Raw genomic sequence first — 20,390 nt, forward strand, 5'->3', positions numbered from 1 at the left:
CGAAATTGAACTCTCCGTGAAGATGCGGAGTTCCCGCGGTCAGACGGAAAGACCCCGTGCACCTTTACTACAGCTTTGCAGTGGTGCTAGGGACTTCATGTGTAGGATAGGTGGGAGGCTTGGAAACATGGGCGCCAGCTCGTGTGGAGCCAACCTTGAAATACCACCCTTGAAGTCTCTGGCATCTAACCGTGGCCCGTTATCCGGGTCCGGGACCCTGCATGGCGGGTAGTTTGACTGGGGCGGTCGCCTCCCAAAGTGTAACGGAGGCGCGCGATGGTGGGCTCAGAGCGGTCGGAAATCGCTCGACGAGTGCAATGGCATAAGCCCGCCTGACTGCAAGACTGACAAGTCGAGCAGAGACGAAAGTCGGCCATAGTGATCCGGTGGCTCCACGTGGACGGGCCATCGCTCAACGGATAAAAGGTACGCCGGGGATAACAGGCTGATGACTCCCAAGAGTCCATATCGACGGAGTCGTTTGGCACCTCGATGTCGGCTCATCACATCCTGGGGCTGGAGCAGGTCCCAAGGGTTCGGCTGTTCGCCGATTAAAGTGGTACGTGAGCTGGGTTTAGAACGTCGTGAGACAGTTCGGTCCCTATCTGCCGTGGGTGTCGGAGTTTTGCGAGGATCTGTCCCTAGTACGAGAGGACCGGGATGGACATACCTCTGGTGCACCGGTTGTCACGCCAGTGGCATGGCCGGGTAGCTAAGTATGGACGGGATAACCGCTGAAAGCATCTAAGCGGGAAACCCACCTCTAAACCAGAACTCCCTTGAGAGCCGTGACAGACCATCACGTCGATAGGAGGCATGTGGACGGGCAGCAATGCCTGAAGCTAAGCCTTACTAATCGCTCGATCGGCTTGATCTCGACACCACTAACCGCGCCATGCGCAGCAGCAAGCCTGCTCGAAAACAGCAGCTTGACCAGCGCATCGCCGTTCGATACATCCTCATCCTCACTTGCACGAACAAGCATAAGCGCTTTCGGTAACGATGCGTCGGTCTTGTGCCTCGGTGACCTGGTGGTCATGGCGAGGTGTCAAACACCCGATCCCATCCCGAACTCGGCCGTGAAAAGCCTCCGCGCCAATGGTACTGCGTCTTAAGACGTGGGAGAGTAGGTCGCCGCCAGGTCGCTCAGGCACAAGAGACGCTTCAAACCAAAGCACGCACGCTTGCATCTTCACACTGATCGGAAACGCCCCGCCTCGAATGAGACGGGGCGTTTCGCCGTTCGTCATCCGCCGTGGAAGCCGGTCAGCCTCTCTTCGCCGCGGCCGATGTCCGGCTTGAACCGTGCCCCTTTCGCGGCTTCCACCAGTTGATCGATGAAGCTGCGGTAGTCGTCTGCGGCCTCGCCCGGGGCTTCGCCGGTCGGTTCGAGCGAGCCGGAATAGGGATCGGCAGCCTCGGCGGCGCTGTCGTGAACGCGGAAGGCCGCGACGAAGACGGTGTCTCCCTCCGGGTTTCCTTCTCCGACATGCCGCGTGCTGCGCGACAGCTCGATCCGCCCGTTGGCATCGGCCGCGGAGAGGATGGTCACGCCATGGACGGTCGTCGTGTCGCTGCGCGCGTTCGCTGCCGCATCCTGTTCGAAGGCGTCCCGCTCGTAAGCCCGTTCGAAGCTGGAGCGGTCATCGATGTTGGCTTCGGCCATCGCTGTCTCCCTGTTGCTGCACACGATAACGCCCCGCCGGCCGGATCGGTCCGATAGGGGGATGGGCAAAAAAAACCGCTGCCTCCGGCGAACCGATGGGGCGGCACACAGTTGAAACAGGAACGGCGGTGACATCCGAGCAGAGACAAGAGAGGCGACAATGGCTCCGAACGTCAGTGACTTCTTCTGGCAGCGGCTCTCCGAATGGGGCGTGAAGCGGGTTTTCGGCTATCCCGGCGACGGCATCAACGGGCTGGTCGGCGCGCTCGCCCGCGCTGGCGACCGGTTCGAGTTCATCCAGCCCCGCCACGAGGAACTGGCCGCCTTCATGGCGACGGCGCACGCCAAATACACCGGTGAGATGGGCGTCTGCCTCGCCACCTCCGGTCCCGGCGCCATCCATCTGCTGAACGGGCTGTACGACGCAAAGCTCGACCATCAGCCGGTGCTCGCCATTGTCGGCCAGCAGGCGCTGACCGCGCTGGGCGGCCAGTATCAGCAGGAGGTCGATCTCCTCTCCCTCTTCAAGGATGTGGCCGGCGAATATGTGCAGATGGCCTCGACCCCGGCCCAGGTGCGGCACATCGTCGACCGGGCGGTGCGGATCGCCAAGGCCGAGCGCACGGTGACCTGCATCATCATGCCCAACGACCTGCAGGAGATGGATGCGGTGGAAGCGCCGGCGCATGTCCACGGCACCATCCATTCCGGCGTCGGCTGGTCGGCCCCCGTGGTGCGTCCGGCCGAGGCCGACCTGCGCCGCGCCGCCGATGTGCTGAATGCCGGCAACAAGGTGGCGATCCTGGTCGGTGCCGGCGCGCTGAACGCGACCGACGAGGTGATCGAGATCGCCGACATCCTGGGGGCCGGCGTCGCCAAGGCGCTGCTCGGCAAGGCGGCGCTGCCCGACGACCTGCCCTTCGTCACCGGCTCCATCGGCCTGCTCGGCACCCGGCCGAGCTACGAGATGATGGTGAACTGCGACACACTGCTGATGATCGGCTCGCGCTTCCCCTATTCGGAGTTCCTGCCCAAGGAGGGGCAGGCGCGCGGCGTGCAGATCGACATCGATCCGAAGATGCTGAGCATCCGCTATCCGATGGAGGTCAATCTGGTCGGCGACAGCGCCGGCACCCTGCGCGAGCTGATCCCGCTGCTCCAGCGCAAGCAGGACCGCTCCTGGCGCGAGCGGATCGAGGCGGGCGTCGCCGACTGGTGGACGGTGCTGGAAGCCCGCGCCATGAACGACGCGACGCCGCTGAACCCGCAGCGCGTCTTCTGGGAACTGTCGCCGAGGCTGCCCGACGATGTGGTGATCGCCTGCGACACCGGGTCGGGCACCAACTGGTACGCCCGCGACATCAAGCTGCGCCGCGGGATGAAGGCGACGCTGTGCGGCGGTCTCGCCACCATGGGGCCGGGCATGCCCTATGCCCTGGCGGCCAAGTTCGCCCATCCCGACCGTCCGGTGCTGGCCATCGTCGGCGACGGCGCCATGCAGATGAACGGCATGAACGCGCTGATCACCCTGTCGAAATACTGCAAGCAGTGGAGCGACCCGCGCTTCGTCGTGCTGGTGCTGAACAACCGCGACCTCAACCAGGTGACCTGGGAGATGCGTGCCCAGAACGGCGATCCGAAGTTCGAGGCATCGCAGGAGCTTCCCGATTTCCCCTATGCCCGCTATGCCGAACTGCTCGGCTTCAAAGGCCTGTTCGTCGACAAGCCCGAAGACCTCGCCGCCGTCTGGGACGAGGCGATGGCGACCCGCGGGCCGGTTCTGGTCGAGGCCTACACCGATCCCAACGTCCCGCCGCTGCCGCCGCACATCACCCTGAAGAACGCCGCGGCGATGATGGCGACGCTGGCCAAGGGCGATCCGGAGGCCTGGGACATGCTGAAGGATACCGCCAAGGATCTCGTCCAGAGCTATCTGCCGCATGGCGGCGGCAAGAAAGGCTGATCTGCCGGCAGCGAACCGAGGTTTTCGAAACGGGGAGCCGCATAACTGTTTCGCGCGTCATATCAATCATGCGGCTCCGTCGAAAAGGGTCTGTGCCGATTCTCGCAATTAGGACAAAGATCAGACAAAAGAGATTTCAAGGAGTCGGTTTGTATATCTGGACTCGATCCGGTCACAGGCAGGGTGTCGATGCTGTGGCTGCGCGGCAAAGGAGAGGGGTTTTCCCTTATTTCCATGAGACAACCCCCCGACCGGGGTAGATCCCTATCGCGCATGGCTTGACCTGCACCCCAAAAAGGGATAGAGAGCGAACCATGCGTGAATGATGGCATCCGTGTGCAGCGCAGGGTCGCGCGCTGCGTCCTTCCGGATGCCGGCGATGCCGCTCACGCCATGGTGTTCGGCCACAAGGCTTGGATGGCGGAATGTTGGACACGGTCGAGAAAACGCGGACGATCCTGGTTGTCGAAGACAATGTGTTGATGCGCAAGCTCTTCGTCCGCTGCCTCGAGGAGGGCGGCTTCACCGTCGTTGAGGCGTCGGACGCCACCTCGGTGATGGATCTGATGCGCGATATGGCGCCCGATCTGGTGGTGATGGACATCGTCATGCCCGGCCTGTCCGGGCTTGAGCTTATCCGCCAGATCCGCGCCGACTCGGCCCTGGCCGCCACCCCGGTGCTGGCCGTCACCAACCTCGCCACGCCTGCGGACAAGCGCCGGCTGGCCGAAGCGGGCTTCGACGGCCATGTGTCGAAGCCGATCAAGCCCAAGGAATTCCAGGCTTCGGTCGCAGGTTTCCTGCCGGCCTGATCTTTTTTGCAGCCGATTTGAGCCCGGTTCGAGATTTTTCAAATCCGGCATCCCTGACTTCGCGTATCACTTCAAACACACGCAAAAGCGGAGGGAGCCGCAGCGATGGCGCGTTATCTGGTTACCGGCGGTTGCGGCTTCATCGGCTCGCACCTGATCGAGCGGCTGCTGGCGGCCGGGCACAAGGTCCGGGTGCTGGACGATCTGTCCACCGGCAAACGTGAAAACCTGCCGGACGGTGTGCCGGTAATCGTCGGCGATGTCGCCGATGCCGATGCGGTGCGGGTGGCGATGGCCGGCGAGGACGGTGAGGGGGTGGATGGCTGTTTCCATCTGGCCGCTGTCGCCTCGGTCGACCGGTCGCGCGAGGCATGGCTGGAGACCCACCACGCCAACCTGTCCGGCACCATCGCCGTGTTCGACGCCGCCCGCCGCGCCAATCCGGCCGGCCCGGTTCCGGTGATCTACGCCTCCTCCGCCGCCGTCTACGGCGACAACCCCGACATGCCGCTGACCGAGGATGCGGCGACCCGTCCGCTGTCCGCCTATGGCGCCGACAAGCTGGGCTGCGAGCTTCATGCGCGGGTGGCGGACGGGGTGCACGGCGTGCCGACCGCCGGCTTCCGCTTCTTCAACGTCTATGGCCCGCGCCAGGATCCGAAATCCCCCTATTCCGGCGTCATCTCCATCTTCGCCGGCCGCATTGCCAAGGGGGAGCCGATCACCGTCAATGGGGACGGCGAGCAGGTGCGGGATTTCATCTTTGTAAAGGATCTGGTGCGATACCTGACTGCGGCGATGGGACATCCGCAGTCGGGCGCACCGGTCTACAATGTCTGCACCGGCCGTCCGACGTCGGTCAACCGGCTGGCGGAGGTGCTGGCCGACCTGTCGGGCCGGCCGCTCGACCGGCGCTACGGTCCGGCGCGGCCGGGCGACATCCGGACATCCATCGGCGATCCCACGCGTCTGGTCGCCGCTTTCGGAATGAGCTGCGACACGCCGCTGGAAGATGGGCTGCGCCAGACGCTGGCGTGGCTGGGCTGACGGGTCCGGGTGAAAAACTCGGCTGACTGATCGGGGCAGGGTGGCGTGACCGGTTGTTTGATCGGGCGGCGGGCGGTCGCCGGCGGGCTTTTGTCGGGTGCGGCGCTGCTGGCGCTGCCCAACAGAAGCCTGTGGGCCGCAGAGTCCGGCCAAGCTTCCGCCCGGGTCCCCGCCGCTCCGGCCCCTGCCGTTTCCTGGGCGGTCTATTACGCCGATGCCGCACCGCTGGCCGCCTTCCAGCCCTACCGGCTGCTGGTGCTGGACAGCAGGACCCACCCGCCGCTGCAACCGCTGGCCGACCGGGGCAAGACCCTGCTCGGCTATCTCAGCGTGGGCGAGGTCGAGACGCACCGCCCGTGGTTCGGCCGGGTGAAGGGGTGGGGCATCCTGGATCAGGAAAACCCCAACTGGCCCGGCAGCTTCTATGTCGACGTGCGCGACCGCCGCTGGGTCAGGCTGGTGGTGGAGGAACTGGTCCCCGCCATCCTGCGCGAGGGCTTCCACGGGGTCTTCCTCGACACGCTCGACAATCCGCCGCATCTGGAACGCACCGACCCGAAGCGCTGGCGCGGCATGACCGACGCGGCGGCGGCGCTGGTGCGGGCCATCCGCCGCAACTGGCCGGACATCGGCCTGATGCAGAACCGCGGCTATGAGATCCTGCCGCAGACCGCCCCACTGCTGAGCCATGCGCTGGGCGAGAGCGTCTATGCCGGCTGGGATTTCGCCGCCAAGCGCCCGCACCGCCAGAGCGCCGAGGATTACCGGTTCCAGGTCGACGCGCTGAAGGCGGCCGGCGCGCTGAATCCGCGGCTCGGCCTCCACACGCTGGACTACTGGACCCCGTCTGACGTGGCAGGGGTGCGGGCGATCTACGACCTGCAACGGGCCAACGGCTTTTCCCCCTATGTCGCGACGGTCGAACTCGACCGCCTGATCCCGGAGCCGCCGCGGTGAGGGGCCGGTTCCAAGCGGGCATCCGGGCGGCAGCCTTGGCACTCGCCATGCTCCTGCCCGGTGCGGCGCTTCCCGCGCTTGCCGCTGGCCCATCCGTCGCCGCGACGACGCAGCGGACGGTGCCGCGCACCATCCTGGCGCTGGTCGACCTGCGCGAGGAAAGCACGATCCGCCTCAGCCGCATCCACACGATGGCGGAACTACCGCTGAACCATCTGGGATTGTCGGTGGTCTACTGGAACGTCGCCGACGGTCTGCCCGACCTGTCGCGCTATCCCGACCTGCGCGGCGTCGTGACCTGGTTCGCGGGCGAGCCCTTCCCCGATGTCGGCGCCTATGTCGGCTGGGCGGCCCGCGCGATGGACCGCGGCGTCCGCTTCGCCGTGCTGGGGCAGCCGGGGGTGCGGCTGGAGCACGGCGGCAAGCCGGTGCCGCTGGCCGTCTCCAACCGTTTCTTCGCCCGCTTCGGGCTGCGCGACGACGACGGCTATTCCGACCTGACCTACAAATCGAAGCCGGCGCTGGCCGACGCGACGATCGGCTTCGAACGGCCGCTGTCGGGGGTGCTGCCCGGCTATCCCCTGTTCCGTAAGACCGACGAGCGCTTCGCCACCCATCTGGCGATGCGGCGCGGCGACGATCCGGCCAGCGACAGCCATCTGGTGGTCACCGGTCCGGCCGGCGGTCTGGTGACCGAAGGATACGCCCGCTATTTCGACGCCGAGTACAACCGGCGCCAATGGATCGTCGATCCCTTCGCCTTCTTCCGCGACAGCTTCGCCACCGACGATCTGCCGAAACCCGACGTGACCACCCTGTCCGGGCGGCGGCTCTATTTCAGCCACATCGATGGCGACGGCTGGCGCAACGTGACGGAGGTGGCACCCTATGCCGCCCGCCGCGTGCTGTCCGCCGATATGGTGCGCACCGCCGCCATCGAGCCCTTTCCCGACCTGCCGGTCAGCGTCGCCCCCATCGTCGGCGACCTCGACCCGACCTGGAAGGGCACGCCGGAGTCGCTGGCGGCGGCCAAGGCGCTGTTCGCCCTGCCGCAGGTCGAGCCGTCCAGCCACACCTGGACCCACCCCTTCCAATGGGCCTTCTTCAAGGACTACAGCCGGCAGGCCGAGGCGCCCTTCCTCGACCGCGACGGCAGCCGCAAGCCCGGGAAAGGGGACGACCATGCGGCGGAGGAGGCGGGCGAAGTGTCGGACATCGGCCGCTATGCCGTGCCGCGCGCCTATCTGCAGCAGCCTTTCGACCTCGACCAGGAGATCGGCGGCGCTCTCGACTATTTCACCCGGCTGGCTCCCGCCGGCAAGCGGGCGGTGCTGGTGCAGTGGTCGGGCGACACCTCCCCCTTCGAGGCGGCGCTGGCGGCGGTGCGCAAGGCCGGCGGGGTCAACATCAACGGCGGCGACGCGCGGTTCGACGCCGATTTCCCGTCCATCACCGGCCTGCCGCCCATCGGCCTGCCGGTGGGGGCGGAACGCCAGATCTACGCCGCCGGCAGCAACGAGAACACCTACACCGAATTGTGGACCAACCGCTTCTACGGCTACCGCAATCTGGTCAACACCATGCGGCATGCCGGCAGCCCGCTGCGGCTGAAGCCCTTCAACGTCTATTACCACATGTACACCGGCCAGAAGCCGGCCAGCCTCAACGCGCTCGTCTCGGTGCTGACCGCCGCGCAGGCGCAGGAGCTGGCGCCGGTCGCCGCCTCCACCTACGCCCGGATCGCCGGGGGCTATTACACCACCCGTTTCGAGCCGCTGGACGGCCAGGGAAGCGGGCGGCGCTGGCGCGTGCGCGACCGCGGGGCGCTGAACACGCTGCGCTTCGACCATGCCAGCGCCGACGCGGTCGATTTCACCCGTTCCAGCGGCGTGCTGGGCCAGCGCCACAGCCAGGGCAGCCTCTATGTGGCGCTCGATCCGGCGGTGGCGGAGCCGGTGGTGGCGTTGACCGAGACCGACCGCGCCGACCGCGACCCGCCGGCCGCCATGCCCTATCTGGTGCAGGGGCGCTGGGCCTTCTCGGCCTTCGCGGCGGACGATCGCGGCTTCCACGTTGCCGCCACTGGGTACGGTGCGGGCGGCATGGTCTGGCAGGTGCCGCGGCCCGGCCGCTGGACCGTCACGGCGGAACGCAACGGCACCCTGCTGTGGTCGGGCAGCGCCAGCGCGGATGCCGACGGCCGGCTGGCGCTGACCGTGCCGGTGTCCGCCATCGCGCCGCTGCTGCTGCGCTTCCGCCCGGCCGACGGCGCGGCGGGGTAGGGCGGCCATGCGCGCGAACCTCCTCGTCGTCCTGCTGATCCTGCTGGCCGGTGTCGGCGCCAGCCTGCTGCTGATCCCGCACGGCGCCGAGCTTGCCCTGCAGAAATTCCGCGACCGCGATTACGACAGCGCCCGCGATGCCTACGAGCAGCGCTATGCCGCCGGCGACCGCAGCGGCGCCACGGTGATGCCGCTGACCCGCCTGACGCTGGCTCAGGGCGACGTCGAGCGCGCCATCGAGCTGACCGAGGGGTTCCTTGCCGCCGAGCCGTCCTCCGTCGAGGCCCGCGAACTGCTCGACCGTCTCTATCAGGACGCACAGCGGCCGGGCGACCGGCTGGAGAACCTGAAGGCACTGGCGGAGATGCGCAACAGCGCCGACCTGTTCCGCGAGCTGGCCTATGCCGCCGGCTTCCGCAACCGGATGGCGCTGAAGGTCGAGGCGCTGGTGCGCTACTGCACCCTGCGGCCGGAGGATGTCGAGGCCCAGCAGGAGCTGGCGGCGCTGCTGGCCGCGCGCGGCGACCATGCCGGCGCGGTGGACTGGCTGCTGCGCGCCGACGACCGCGCCACGGGCAACATCCAGCCCGACAGCCGCGAGTTGCTGATGAGCCTGCTGATCGACCTCGACCGCGAGGACGAGGCCTATGAGCGTGCCCGGCGCTGGCTGGGCGAGCGGCCGACCGTCGCCGACATGATCGGTCTCGCCAGCCAGCTTGCCGCAGCATCGCGCCCCGATCTCGGGCTGCGTCTGATCGAACCTCAGGTGACTGGGCCACAGGTGGCGGGCCGCGCTCCCGTGCTGGCGCTGGAGCTGACCTACATCGACCTGCTGATCGCCACCGACCGGCGGGAGCCGGCGCGGGCCCGCCTGTCGGCGCTCTCCGGTCCGGTGGAGGATGCCCAGTTCGGCCGGCTGCTGGCGCTGGAGGCGAATGCCGGCATGCCGCGCGCGGCGCTGGAGGCGACCAGGGGACGCGACCTGCATCTGGTGCCCGACTGGGTCCTGGCCGGGCTGGCGGAAACCGCGCTCCGCGACGGCGACCGGGCCTTCCCCGACCGCCTCTACCGCGAACTGGGGGAAGACTTCCTCGACGATTACCCGATCCTGGCGGCCAACATCGCGCTCGGCCGCGGCGACCCTGCCGCCGCCGCGCAGTGGGCGGAGCGTGCGCTTGCCGGCGATGGCTTGACGCCGAACGACCGGCTGGGCGCCATCCGCATCCTCGACCGCACCGGCCGCCGTGCCGCCGCGGTCGCCGCCTTCGACCGGCTGCCGCTGTCGGGCACCGTGCCGGAGGAAGCGCTGGAGGAGCTGGCCGCCCTGTTCATCGACTTCGACCGCGCGCCGGCCGGTCTTGCCTGGTTCACCGCAAGGCGGCAGGCCACGCAGTCTCCAGCCGCCGCCCAGGGCTGGGCGCGGCTGGCCGCCAAGGCCGGCGATCCGGCCGCGGTCGCCGACTGGCTGGCCGGCCAACCCAAGCTGCCGCTCGCCCTGTTGCAGGACATCGCCGGCAGCGCCGCCGAACGCGCTTCCGCAAATCCCGCCACAGATCCGCGTGCCAATCGCCCCGCCGCCGCCCTGGCGCTGGCCGCCGCCCAGCGCGCCTTCGCGCTCGACCCCTCGCCGCGCAGCCGTCTGGCGCTGGCCGGCGCACTGACCGCCACCGGCAAGCCGGCCGACGCGCTGCCGCTGCTGGCTCCGCTGCTTGACGGCGGCGGTGCGGAGGTGGAGGCCGTCTACATCGCCGCGCTCGACGGCGCCGGCCGGTCGGAGGAGCTGGCCCGCCACCTGACTGCCAAGCTGGCGCGCGGCACCCTGTCCGACGCGGACCAGCAGGCCATCGTCACCATGCTGCTCGACCACAAGGCCTATCGCGCGGCGCTGCCGCTGCTGCGGGCCTGGGCGGAGCGCCAGGGGGGAGCGCGATCCGGCGAGGACTGGCTGAGCGTCTATGCCGCCGCCGCCGCCAAGGCGAACGCGCTGCCCGACCTCGCCGCCCTGCTGCAAGGCCGCGCCGCCGCCGCGCCGCTGGCCGAGGCGGAGGATTCGCTCTACCGCGACACGCTGACCAAGCTGGGGCGCAAGGCCGACCTGCGCCGCTATCTGCTGGCCCGCGCGACCGATGACCGTCTGCCGGCCGACCGGCGGCGGGAGCCGGTTTCGGCGCTGCTGGCGCTCGGCGACAAGGCGGGGGCCGAGCAGGTGCTGCAACGGCTGGCCGCCGGGCAAGGGCCGCAGAGCGAGGATTTCAGGCAGCTGGCCTATCTCTGGGGGCCGCGCCCGCCTGCAACCGGGCTGGACTGGATCGAGGCGCGGGCCAAGGCCGCCGGCCCCCCGGCCGAGCAGGCCGCGTGGTACGACCGCCTCGCCGAGTATGGCGGCGGCCGGCGCGTCATCGCCGGGCTCGGTGGACAGGGGCTTGGCGGGCAGGGCAGCGCGCAGGCTGCCGCCCCGGCACAGCCGGTCCTGAGAACCCCCTACATCGAGGCGCTGGCGGCGGCCGGCAAGGGCAAGGAGCTGGCGGCGGCCGTGCGCGCCGCCTTGGCCGACGAGGCCTCCCCGGACCGGCTGCGCCGCTATGCCCGCCTCGCCGAGCAGACCGGCCAGCGCGCCGCCGCCTCGCAGGCCTGGACCGCGCTGCTGGCGCGCAAGCCGGAGGATGCCGACGCACTGCGCCAACTGGGCATGCTGGCCTATGACGAGAACCGCCTCGCCGACGCCGAGCGCCTGCTGCGCCGCTACGTCGCCGCCGGCCCCGACGATTACGAGGCGCATTATTTCCTGGGCGAGGCGCTGACCGCGCTGAAGCGCCCGACCGTGGCGATCCCCTTCTACCGCACCGCCCTGTCGCAGCTCCGCGCCCGCGCCACGCGCGGCGACGCGGCGACCCAGACGGAGGCGAACCTGCTGAACCGGCTGGGCAAGGTGGACGACGCCGTGGCGCTGTTCGAGGGCTTGCGCAAGCGCCGTCCGGCCGACCGCCAGTTGAAGTCCGACTACGCATCGATGCTGATCGAAAACGGACGACTGCCGGAGGCCCGCCGTGTCCTGGCCCTTCCGTGATCGGCTTCGGGCCGTTCCCGAAAAACGCCCTCTCCCGCCCCGGGAGAGGGAGGGGACCCGCGCCGAAGGCGCGGGGAGGGTGAGGGGCATTCCAAGAATCCTGAACCGTATGGCTCCTCGCATCAGCCCTCACCCTTCCCATGCTCCGCATGGGCCCCTTCCCTCTCCCGGGGCGGGAGAGGGGGTGATGTGGTTTGCCGTCCTCCTTACCCTCATCCTTCTCGCTGCCCCCGCCCCCGCACACGCCCAACCGGCGAGGGTCGAGGCCGTGCGTGAGAACGGTTCCGCCCGCTTCGCCCTGCATTGGCCCGGCACCGTCGCCAGCGAAGCCCAGCGCGACGGCCGCGAGCTGGTGCTCCGCTTCAGCCGCCCGCTTGGAGATGTCGCGCTCGACCGTGTGCCGGAGCGGCTGGAGTCCTGGGTCGACAACATCCTCTACGGCTACGACAGCGTCGTGCTGGTGCTCGGCCCCGGTGTCGAGGCGGCGGTCTCGACCGACCCAGCCGGCCTCAGCGTCGCTCTGACTCGTTCCGCCGCCGCTCCCAGCCGCGAGGCCCAGGCTGCCAATCTGGCCGCCGACCGTGCCGCCCAGCGGCGCCTCGACTATTTCCGCGCCCTGGCGCTGATGGAGGGCGGCGATGTCCGTCCGGCGCGGACCCTGCTGCGCGACCTGCTGGCGCAGGACCCGAAGGACGCCCAGTCCACCGCCCTGCTGGCCCAGGCGGAGGAGCGGCTCGGCCGCTGGCGCGACGCGATCATGGCCTATGACACGGCGCTGGAACTGACGCCCGGCGAGCCGTCGCTGGTCCGGGGCAAGGCGCTGCTCCTGCACGAGACGGCCGACCGCAGCCGCCTCGACCTCGACTGGCAGAAGGTGCGCAACGCCGACATGCAGCGCATCGCCCGCTTCAGCGGCGTTCAGGAGCTTGGCCGCTCCACCAGCCTCACCTGGGCATTGGAGCGCCGCGAGGTCGATGTCGACTCCGCCCGCCGCGGCGACGGCCGGCTGGAGCCGTTCCATGGCGCCCGCTCCCGGCTGGAGGCGGCGCTGGTCCATGACTGGCCGGAGCTGGAGCGCTCCACCCTGGCGCTCTACGCCGCCCCGCAGACGCTCGGCGCCGGCTACAGCCATCTCTGGCGCGGCGACGAGTCCGAAACGCGTGCCGGCTTCGCCTGGAGCGAGCCGAGCTTCGCCTTCCTGGAGGGGATCGTCGATGGCGGCCGGCGCGACCGCCTGTTCGTCCAGCACGAGAACCGGCTGTCCGACCACTGGTCGCTGTCGCTCGGAGGCGGCTACAACCGCTATGGGCTGTCCGGCGAGGCCGATCTGGCGCGCAGCGCCACGCTGGAGGGATCGCTGCGCTACACGTTGAACACGGTGGGGCCGCTGGCCAGCGTCGCCTATGTGCTGGACGCCGAATATGTGGCGCACCGGGAAGAGCGGCAGGACGCGAATGGAAGCACGACAGGGGGGCAGCCCTACATCCCGCTGCCGGCGGCGACGCGCGAGGTCCATGCGCTGCAGCTGAACGTCGAGGATTACCTGACCGACTATGTCCGCTATGCGGCGCAGCTCGGCTACGCCTACGACCGGCGGGGCCGCAGCGGACCCCAGGGGGCCATCTCGCTGGGATGGGAGCCGGCGGACAATCTGGAACTGGGATTCCGCGCCAGCCATGCCCGCTCCACCGCGCGCGGCACGGCCAGCGCGGTGAACAGCGCCGGCGTCACCCTGGTCTGGCGCTATTGACGGTGTGTCAACTCTTTATGGTTAAAAAAGGTGGACGGAGAATGGGGGCGGCGATGCGGCTGACGGGGACCGGAAAGATGGGCAAGGACATGCGGGCCTGCGCGGCGCTGCTGGCGGCCGTGGTGGTGCTGGCAGGGTGCAGCTTCGGCCGGATCAACAGCCGCGACTTCGCCCAGCCGGGCGGGGCGCTGCCGGCCGGCTCGACCGTCGCCGTCCTGCCCTTCGAGAATCTGACCAACCACCCCAATGCCGGCCAGATCGCCGCCGACATCGTCTCCACCGAACTCTATGGCGTCGAGGGCCTCCGGACGGTGGAGGTCGGCCGGGTCCGCAGCCGTCTGTCCGCCGGCAAGCCGGCTGCCGACGCCGCTGCTTCCGCTTCCACCGACGGGCAGCCCGACGCCGCCCCGCTGGATGCCCAGGCAGCCGGCCGGACCCTGGGCGTCGATGCGGTGCTGGCCGGCAGCGTGTCGGAATACGGCTACCAGCATGGCCTGCGCGAGGAGCCGGTGGTCGGCCTCAACGCCCGGCTGGTGCGGGTGTCGGACGGCACCGTCCTCTGGACCTCCAGCCAGTCGGAGGCCGGCCGCGGCTATTTCAGCCGCGACAGCGTCAACAACGTCGCCCAGCGCGTGGCGACCCGCATGATCGACAGCCTGCGGCCGGTGGTGGCCGCCTCTCCCATCCCGGCCGGGGCCTCCGGGGGCGCTCCGGCCAAGCCCGCGCCCGAAAGCGACTATTCCAACGATTCGCACCGCGAATGAGCGCGCCCCAGCCCAGCATGGCCGAGTCCAGCACGTCCGCTCCTTCTCCGGCATCGCCCCGCCGCTGGCTCGGCCTGCGGCCGGTCGCCCTGCTGGAACTGCTGCTGTTCTTCGGCGTGGCGCTGGGGCTGGACGGCTGGCTCGGCGCCGGGCTGCGCTTCGAGGGGGTGCAGCCGCATCCCTTCTGGATCCCGGTCCTGCTGCTGGCGATCCAGTACGGCACCAACGAGGGCGTGCTGGCGGCGCTGGTGGCGTCGGCGGCGCTGCGGCTCGGCAACATGCCCGATGCCGGGATCGGCCAGGACCTCTACGACCATCTCTTCACCCTGACGCGCGAGCCGATCCTCTGGCTGGTCGCCGCCGTGCTGTTCGGCGAGCTGCGGATGCGCCAGCTGCGCGAGCGCGAGGAGCTGCGCGCCGGCCTTAAGGCCGCCCGGCAGGAGGCGGAGGCCATCACCCGCTCCTACCGCGCGCTGAAATCGGTGAAGGAAAGCCTGGAGACCCGCGTCGCCGGCCAGCTGCGCACCGTCTTCACCCTCTATCAGGCCGCCAAGTCCATCGACCATCTGGACGAGGGCGAGGTGATGCTGGGCATTGCCGACCTTGTCCGCACTGTCATGAAGCCGGAGAAATTCTCGCTGTTCCTGCTGAACAACGACGTTCTGGAATCGGTGACGAACGAGGGCTGGGACGACGACACCGACAGCTACGCCCGCTGGTTCGACAGCGGCACGCCACTGTTCCAGACCGTGATCGCCCGCCAACGCCAGCTTTGCGTCAACCGGGCCGACGACGAGCGCATCCTGGCCGGCGAAGGCGTGCTGGCCGGCCCGCTGATCAGCGCCGACACCGGCGAGGTGCTGGGCATGGTCAAGATCGAAAGCCTGGGCTTCACCGACCTCAGCGTCAACACGGTCGAGAATTTCCGCATCCTGTGCGAATGGATCGGCACCGCGATGGCGAAGGCGCGCCGGTACCGCACCGCCAGCGAACAGCGGGTCTTCACCGACGAGGCGCTTTATTCCTCCAGCTACATTGGCCGGCAGGCGGAGTTCCTCGCCCTGCTCGGCCGCCGCATGGGCTTCGAGACCACCGCCATCACCATCCGCCCCTCCGGCCTGTCGCGCCTGTCGGTGGCCCAGCGCGCCGACCTCGCCGCCGCCATCGGCGAGGCGGTGCGCGGCAGCCTGCGCGACACCGACCTCGCCTGCGATTTCGGCCATCAGGGCACGTCCTTCGGCGTGGTCCTGGCCGGCACGCCGCTGGAGGGCGCCAAGCAGGTGGAGGCGAAGCTGGAGCGCGCGGTGCGCGAGGCTCTGCCCGCCGGCCTCTCCACCATCCCCATAGGCTTCGTCACCCGCCGCATCGATCCGCCGGCCCCCGCGGCCGGGCAAACGGTGGGGGCGGGATGAGCAAGTCAACCCCCGACCTGTCCGATCCGGACCTTTCCGATCCCGCCATCCTGCTGGCGGGCGAGCGTCCGGCCGCCGGCGCGGCCGAGCTGGCGGCGGTGGCGCTGGCCGCCGGGCTGCTCGATGCCGCGGCGCTGGCGCCCGGCCTGACCGGAGTTCCCTTCGCCGTACCGCTCGCCGCGGCGCTGCATCTGCTGCTCTGCGCCCTGGTCGGCCTGTGGGTGCGCAGCCGGGCGCGGCGCGGGCGCGACCTGCGGCTGGCCGGTCTGCTGCTGGTCACTATCGTTCCGCTGGGGCCGCTGGGTGCCGCCTGCACGCTGATGACAGCGGCGCTGCTGGCGCTGTTCAGCCGCTATGCCACCGGCTTCCAGGACTGGTACCTCTCGCTCTTCCCCGACAGCGAGACCGGCCCGGCGCAGGAGCTGTACGAGCTGATCGTGACCGGACGCGAGAACGCCCATCTGGTGGCCGGCGACTCCTTCACCGACGTGATGTCGGTCGGCTCGCCGCAGCAGAAGCAGGCGGTGATCGCCCTGGTCGCCCGCCATTTCCGTCCCGCCTTCACCCCCGCCCTGAAGGCCGGGCTCGCCGACGCCGACCCGTCCGTCCGCGTCCAGGCCGCCACCGCCACCGCGCGGGTGGAGCATGAGTTCAACGAGCGCTGGCTGGCGCTCGACCACGCCGCCCGCAGCCATCCCGACGATGCCGCCAGCCTCGCAGGGCTCGCCCGCCATCTCGACGACTATGCCTTCTGCGGCCTGCTCGATTCCAACCGCGAGGCGGAAATCCGCGACAAGGCGCTGGACGGCTACCGGCACAGTCTGGATCTGGCACCCGGCGACGACGGCATCCGCCACGACCTGGGCCGGCTGCTCCTGCGCTGCGGACTGGCGGCGGAGGCGGCCGAAAGGCTGGAGCCGATGATCGACCGCACGCCGGACCGCCGCATCCTGTTCTGGTATGCCGAGAGCCTGTTCCGGCTCGGCCGCTTCGCCGATCTGCGGGCGCTGCCGGCCCGGCGGCCCGACCTGCTGGGTGACGGGGCGGAACTGCCCGACACGCTGCGCGACGTCTTCGCCCTGTGGCGCGACGATGTGTGGCGCGACGATGCGCCGGCCGCCGCGGGCAGCGCCGGACGGGAGCTGGCCGCATGAACCGCGCCCCATCCCTGCCGGAAGCGCCCCACGCCCCCAGGGCGGATGTCTGCCTGCTGATGGAGGGGTCCTATCCCTATGTCGCGGGCGGCGTGTCGACCTGGACCCATGACCTGATCCGGTCCCATTCCGACCTGACCTTCCACATCGTGGCCCTGGTCGCCGACCGCAGCGCCCGGAAGCTTGCCTATGAGCTGCCGCCCAACGTCACCGGCCTGACCCATGTCTATCTCCAGGATCCGCCCGCCGGCTGGCGCTGGCAGCCCGGCACCGGCCGGCTGCTGAAGGAGCTGGAAAAGCCGCTGGCCCGCCTGCAACAGGGGGGAGGGCTGGCCGAGGTGGCGGAGGTGCTGCGGCTGCTGGCCCCCCGGCGCGGCCGGATCGGCAAGCGGGCGCTGTTGAATTCCGAGGACGCCTTCCAGATGGTGGTGCGCATGTGCAGGGCCGCCCTGCCGGACGCCTCCTTCCTCGAATATTTCTGGGGCAGCCGGGCGCTGATGAGCGGGCTGTTCGCCACGCTGCTGGTGCCTATGCCGCAGGCTGGGGTCTATCATGCCGTCTCCACCGGCTATGCCGGGCTGTTCGCCGCGCGGGCGCGGCTGGAAACCGGCCGGCCGGCGCTGCTGACCGAACACGGCATCTACACCAACGAACGGCGCATCGAGATCCTGATGGCCGAATGGCTGTTCGAGGGGGCCGACACCTCGCTGGCGCTCGACAGGAAGAAGCGCGACCTGCGCGATCTGTGGCTGGACACCTTCGCCAGCTATTCCAAGGCCTGCTACGACGCCTGCGACCGCATCATCACCCTGTACGGCGGAAACCAGGAGTTCCAGCGCCGCCAGGGCGCCGACCCGGCCAAGCTGACGATCGTGCCCAACGGCATCGATTATGCCGGCTATTCCCAGGTGCAGCGCGACCCGGCACCACGCCCGCCGACCATCGCCCTGATCGGCCGCGTCGTGCCGATCAAGGACGTGAAGACCTATATCCGGGCGGCCGCCATCCTGCGCGAGGACATCCCCGACCTGAAGGCGATGATCCTGGGACCGCTGGAGGAGGATCCCGGCTATGTCGAGGAATGCCGCAGCATCGTGAAGCATCTGGGGCTGGAGCAGACGGTGATCTTCGCCGGGCGGGTCCGGCTGACCGACTGGCTGGGCAAAATCGACGCCATCGCGCTGACCAGCGTCAGCGAGGCGCAGCCGCTGGTGATCCTGGAGGCCGGGGCATCGGGCGTGCCGACGGTGGCGACCGACGTCGGCTCCTGTTCCGAGCTGCTGATGGGCCGCCCGGACGAGGTGCCGTCGCTGGGGCCGGGCGGGGCGGTGACGTCGCTGGCCAGCCCGCTCGACACCGCGCGGGAACTGCGCGCCCTGCTGCTCGACCGCGCGTGGCGCGACCGCTGCGCCCAGGCCATCGCCCGGCGCGTCGCCCAGTCCTACGACAAGGTCGCCATCGACCGCGTCTACCGTGCCATCTACGACGAGCACATCGCCATGCCGACCCGGCTTCTTCCGGAGCATGACGCCATCGGCCTGAAGGGAGCCGCCTGAGATGGCCGGCATCGGCTTCGCCCTCCGCCGGCTTGCCCGGCGCGACGACCTGCTCGGCGTGTTGCAGGGCTATGCCCATTCCGCCTTCATTACCTCCGGTCCCTGGATGTTCACCATCCTGGCGCTGGCCGGCATCACGCTGTTCGGCCGCGATCTGGTCGGGGTGGAGGAGCTGACGCTGTTCCGCGTCGTGGTGATCTACAATTTCTGCTTCTCGGTGGTCTTCACCGGGCCGCTGGTGCTGGTCGCCACCCGCTATCTCGCCGATGCCATCTATGCCAAGGAGGTCGAGGCCGCACCCGGCATGCTGCTGGCGACGCTGGGGTTGGCCTATGCCATAGCCGGGCTGACCGCCGGACCTTTCTACCCGCTGTTCAGCGGCCTGCCGTTGCCGCTGATGCTGGGCGGGCTGGTGAACTTCTTCCTGGTTTGCGGCATCTGGGTGGTGTCGATCTTCCTGTCGGCGCTGAAGGACTATCTGGCGGTCACCGTCGCCTTCGGCGTCGGCATGGCGGCGGGGCTGGCCGGCGCGATCCTGCTGGGTGACCGCTTCGGCGCGGCCGGGATGGTCTGGGGGTTCTCCGCCGGGCTGGCGGTGATCCAGTTCGGGCTGATCGCGCGGGTGCTGGCTGAATACCCCTACCCGGTCGGCCGGATGTTCGACTTCCTCGGCTATTTCCGCAAATACGCCGATCTGGCGCTGATCGGGCTGTTCGCCAACGCGGCGGTCTGGACTGACAAGTGGATCATGTGGTTTGCGCCGGAACGCGAGCTGGTTTCCGGCGCCATGGCGATCTACAGCGCCTATGACGGCGCCATGTTCATCGCCTATCTGACGACGCTGCCGGCGCTGACCCTGTTCACGGTGAACATCGAGACCCGCTTCTTCGAGCATTACCAGGGCTTCTACCGCGACATCCAGAAGCACGCGACCTACGACCAGATCGCTCGCAACCACCGCGCCATCATCGCCGCCCTGCTCGACAGCAGCCGCAACCTGATCATCCTGCAAGGGGCGGTCTGTGCGGTCTGCATCTTCCTGGCCCCAAGCATCATCGGCGCCCTCGGCCTGCAATATCAGCAGATCGGCATGTTCCGCTTCGGCGTGCTGGGCGCCTTCTTCCAGGTGCTGTTCCTGTTCTGCACGGTGATCCTGGCCTATTTCGACCTGCGGGGGCGGAACCTGACGGTGCAGCTGGTCTATCTGGCGGCCAATGCCGGCTTCACCCTGCTGTTCAGCCGGATGGGCTTTCCGTGGTACGGCTATGGCTATTTCCTCAGCTCGCTGCTGGCCTTCGCGGCGGCCTATCTGATGGTGGCGGACGCGGTGCGACGGCTGCCCTATTTCGCCTTCGTCGCCAACAACCCGTCGGTGCGATGACCCGCCGCCTCGCCGCTCTGCTGCTGACCGCATCGTTGGTTCCGGCCGCTGCCGGGGCGCAGGAGGTGCTGCGCACCGACCGCACCCAACCGGGCCATCTGGGTCCGACCTTCCGCGCCTATGAACCGCCGCCGCCCGGCCACGAGCCGCGCCTGCGCCGCACCGAGAGCCGGGCGGTCTACAAGCTGCCCAACGGCCTGAACGGCCTCGCCATGCGGGACCGCACCCTGTCGCACCTGTGCCAGCGCGGCGCCTTCCTGCAACAGATCGACGGACTCTATTGGGCGGCGTCGCCGGACTATCGCTATGGGGTGGCCTTTTCCGGCGGCGCCAATCTGGTGGATCCGCAAAATCGCCGCCAGCCTGGCAAGACCTATTTCTTCCGCAACCAGGACAGCCGTTGCGAGGTCTGGATCGGCGACCAGGCGAAGCTGATGCCGCATTACATTGGGGGGTGAGTTCCCTCTCCCGCCCCGGGAGAGGGCGGTCGCCTGCATGCATCCCCTTGCCGTTTTTCATCCCGCCGTTACCCGCGTCCCCGCATCCATGGTAGCTTTCTCACCGGTGCCCACTCTCTGA

Annotated in this window: 14 protein-coding genes and 2 rRNA genes (1 of these 16 cut by a window edge); 15 read left to right on the plus strand and 1 reads right to left on the minus strand. The window is 69.2% G+C overall.

Annotated elements, in window-relative coordinates:
- A 23S ribosomal RNA gene (locus ABNQ38_RS12270) occupies positions 1 to 877 on the plus strand (it extends 1,868 nt beyond the left edge of the window).
- Between the two features lie 150 nt (positions 878 to 1,027).
- Positions 1,028 to 1,143 (plus strand): 5S ribosomal RNA (gene rrf / locus ABNQ38_RS12275).
- Between the two features lie 103 nt (positions 1,144 to 1,246).
- Here the strand turns inward: rrf and ABNQ38_RS12280 are convergent.
- Complete coding sequence (locus ABNQ38_RS12280) at positions 1,247 to 1,666, minus strand: hypothetical protein (protein ID WP_377807650.1); 420 nt, start codon at positions 1,664 to 1,666, stop codon at positions 1,247 to 1,249.
- Between the two features lie 160 nt (positions 1,667 to 1,826).
- Between ABNQ38_RS12280 and ABNQ38_RS12285 the strand changes: the two genes are divergently transcribed.
- From ABNQ38_RS12285 to ABNQ38_RS12345, 13 genes are all read left to right on the plus strand, one after another.
- Positions 1,827 to 3,629: a thiamine pyrophosphate-requiring protein gene (locus ABNQ38_RS12285; RefSeq protein WP_377807651.1), complete on the plus strand. Its 1,803-nt coding sequence runs from the start codon at positions 1,827 to 1,829 to the stop codon at positions 3,627 to 3,629.
- A gap of 425 nt (positions 3,630 to 4,054) precedes the next feature.
- Positions 4,055 to 4,441 carry a response regulator gene (locus ABNQ38_RS12290; protein WP_377807652.1) on the plus strand — a complete coding sequence of 129 codons (387 nt, stop codon included), beginning with the start codon at positions 4,055 to 4,057 and terminating at the stop codon, positions 4,439 to 4,441.
- 105 nt (positions 4,442 to 4,546) lie between these two features.
- Positions 4,547 to 5,488, plus strand: a complete 942-nt coding sequence (locus tag ABNQ38_RS12295; protein ID WP_377807653.1) for an NAD-dependent epimerase/dehydratase family protein — start codon at positions 4,547 to 4,549, stop codon at positions 5,486 to 5,488.
- A 45-nt stretch (positions 5,489 to 5,533) separates the two neighbouring features.
- Positions 5,534 to 6,445: an endo alpha-1,4 polygalactosaminidase gene (locus ABNQ38_RS12300; protein ID WP_377807654.1), complete on the plus strand. Its 912-nt coding sequence runs from the start codon at positions 5,534 to 5,536 to the stop codon at positions 6,443 to 6,445.
- 35 nt (positions 6,446 to 6,480) lie between these two features.
- The gene (locus tag ABNQ38_RS12305) at positions 6,481 to 8,727 is read left to right on the plus strand and encodes a hypothetical protein (RefSeq protein WP_377807655.1); all 2,247 of its coding nucleotides are present in this window, start codon (positions 6,481 to 6,483) and stop codon (positions 8,725 to 8,727) included.
- 7 nt (positions 8,728 to 8,734) lie between these two features.
- Positions 8,735 to 11,794 carry a tetratricopeptide repeat protein gene (locus ABNQ38_RS12310; RefSeq protein ID WP_377807656.1) on the plus strand — a complete coding sequence of 1,020 codons (3,060 nt, stop codon included), beginning with the start codon at positions 8,735 to 8,737 and terminating at the stop codon, positions 11,792 to 11,794.
- A 268-nt stretch (positions 11,795 to 12,062) separates the two neighbouring features.
- The gene (locus tag ABNQ38_RS12315; protein ID WP_377807657.1) at positions 12,063 to 13,544 is read left to right on the plus strand and encodes a tetratricopeptide repeat protein; all 1,482 of its coding nucleotides are present in this window, start codon (positions 12,063 to 12,065) and stop codon (positions 13,542 to 13,544) included.
- A 77-nt stretch (positions 13,545 to 13,621) separates the two neighbouring features.
- Positions 13,622 to 14,308: a hypothetical protein gene (locus tag ABNQ38_RS12320; protein ID WP_377807658.1), complete on the plus strand. Its 687-nt coding sequence runs from the start codon at positions 13,622 to 13,624 to the stop codon at positions 14,306 to 14,308.
- Positions 14,305 to 15,720: a GAF domain-containing protein gene (locus ABNQ38_RS12325; protein ID WP_377807660.1), complete on the plus strand. Its 1,416-nt coding sequence runs from the start codon at positions 14,305 to 14,307 to the stop codon at positions 15,718 to 15,720. Before ABNQ38_RS12320 ends, ABNQ38_RS12325 begins: the two co-directional genes overlap by 4 nt.
- The gene (locus ABNQ38_RS12330; protein WP_377807662.1) at positions 15,717 to 16,874 is read left to right on the plus strand and encodes a hypothetical protein; all 1,158 of its coding nucleotides are present in this window, start codon (positions 15,717 to 15,719) and stop codon (positions 16,872 to 16,874) included. Before ABNQ38_RS12325 ends, ABNQ38_RS12330 begins: the two co-directional genes overlap by 4 nt.
- A complete protein-coding gene (pelF, locus tag ABNQ38_RS12335) occupies positions 16,871 to 18,430 on the plus strand; it encodes a GT4 family glycosyltransferase PelF (RefSeq protein WP_377807663.1) in 1,560 nt (519 codons plus the stop codon). Before ABNQ38_RS12330 ends, pelF begins: the two co-directional genes overlap by 4 nt.
- Position 18,431: 1 nt before the next feature.
- Positions 18,432 to 19,811, plus strand: a complete 1,380-nt coding sequence (pelG, locus tag ABNQ38_RS12340) for an exopolysaccharide Pel transporter PelG (RefSeq protein ID WP_377807664.1) — start codon at positions 18,432 to 18,434, stop codon at positions 19,809 to 19,811.
- A complete protein-coding gene (locus ABNQ38_RS12345; RefSeq protein WP_377807665.1) occupies positions 19,808 to 20,269 on the plus strand; it encodes a hypothetical protein in 462 nt (153 codons plus the stop codon). Before pelG ends, ABNQ38_RS12345 begins: the two co-directional genes overlap by 4 nt.
- The last annotated feature ends 121 nt before the right edge of the window (positions 20,270 to 20,390 follow it).

The sequence above is a fragment of the Azospirillum sp. A29 genome, assembly GCF_042604625.1.
GTDB lineage: Bacteria > Pseudomonadota > Alphaproteobacteria > Azospirillales > Azospirillaceae > Azospirillum > Azospirillum palustre.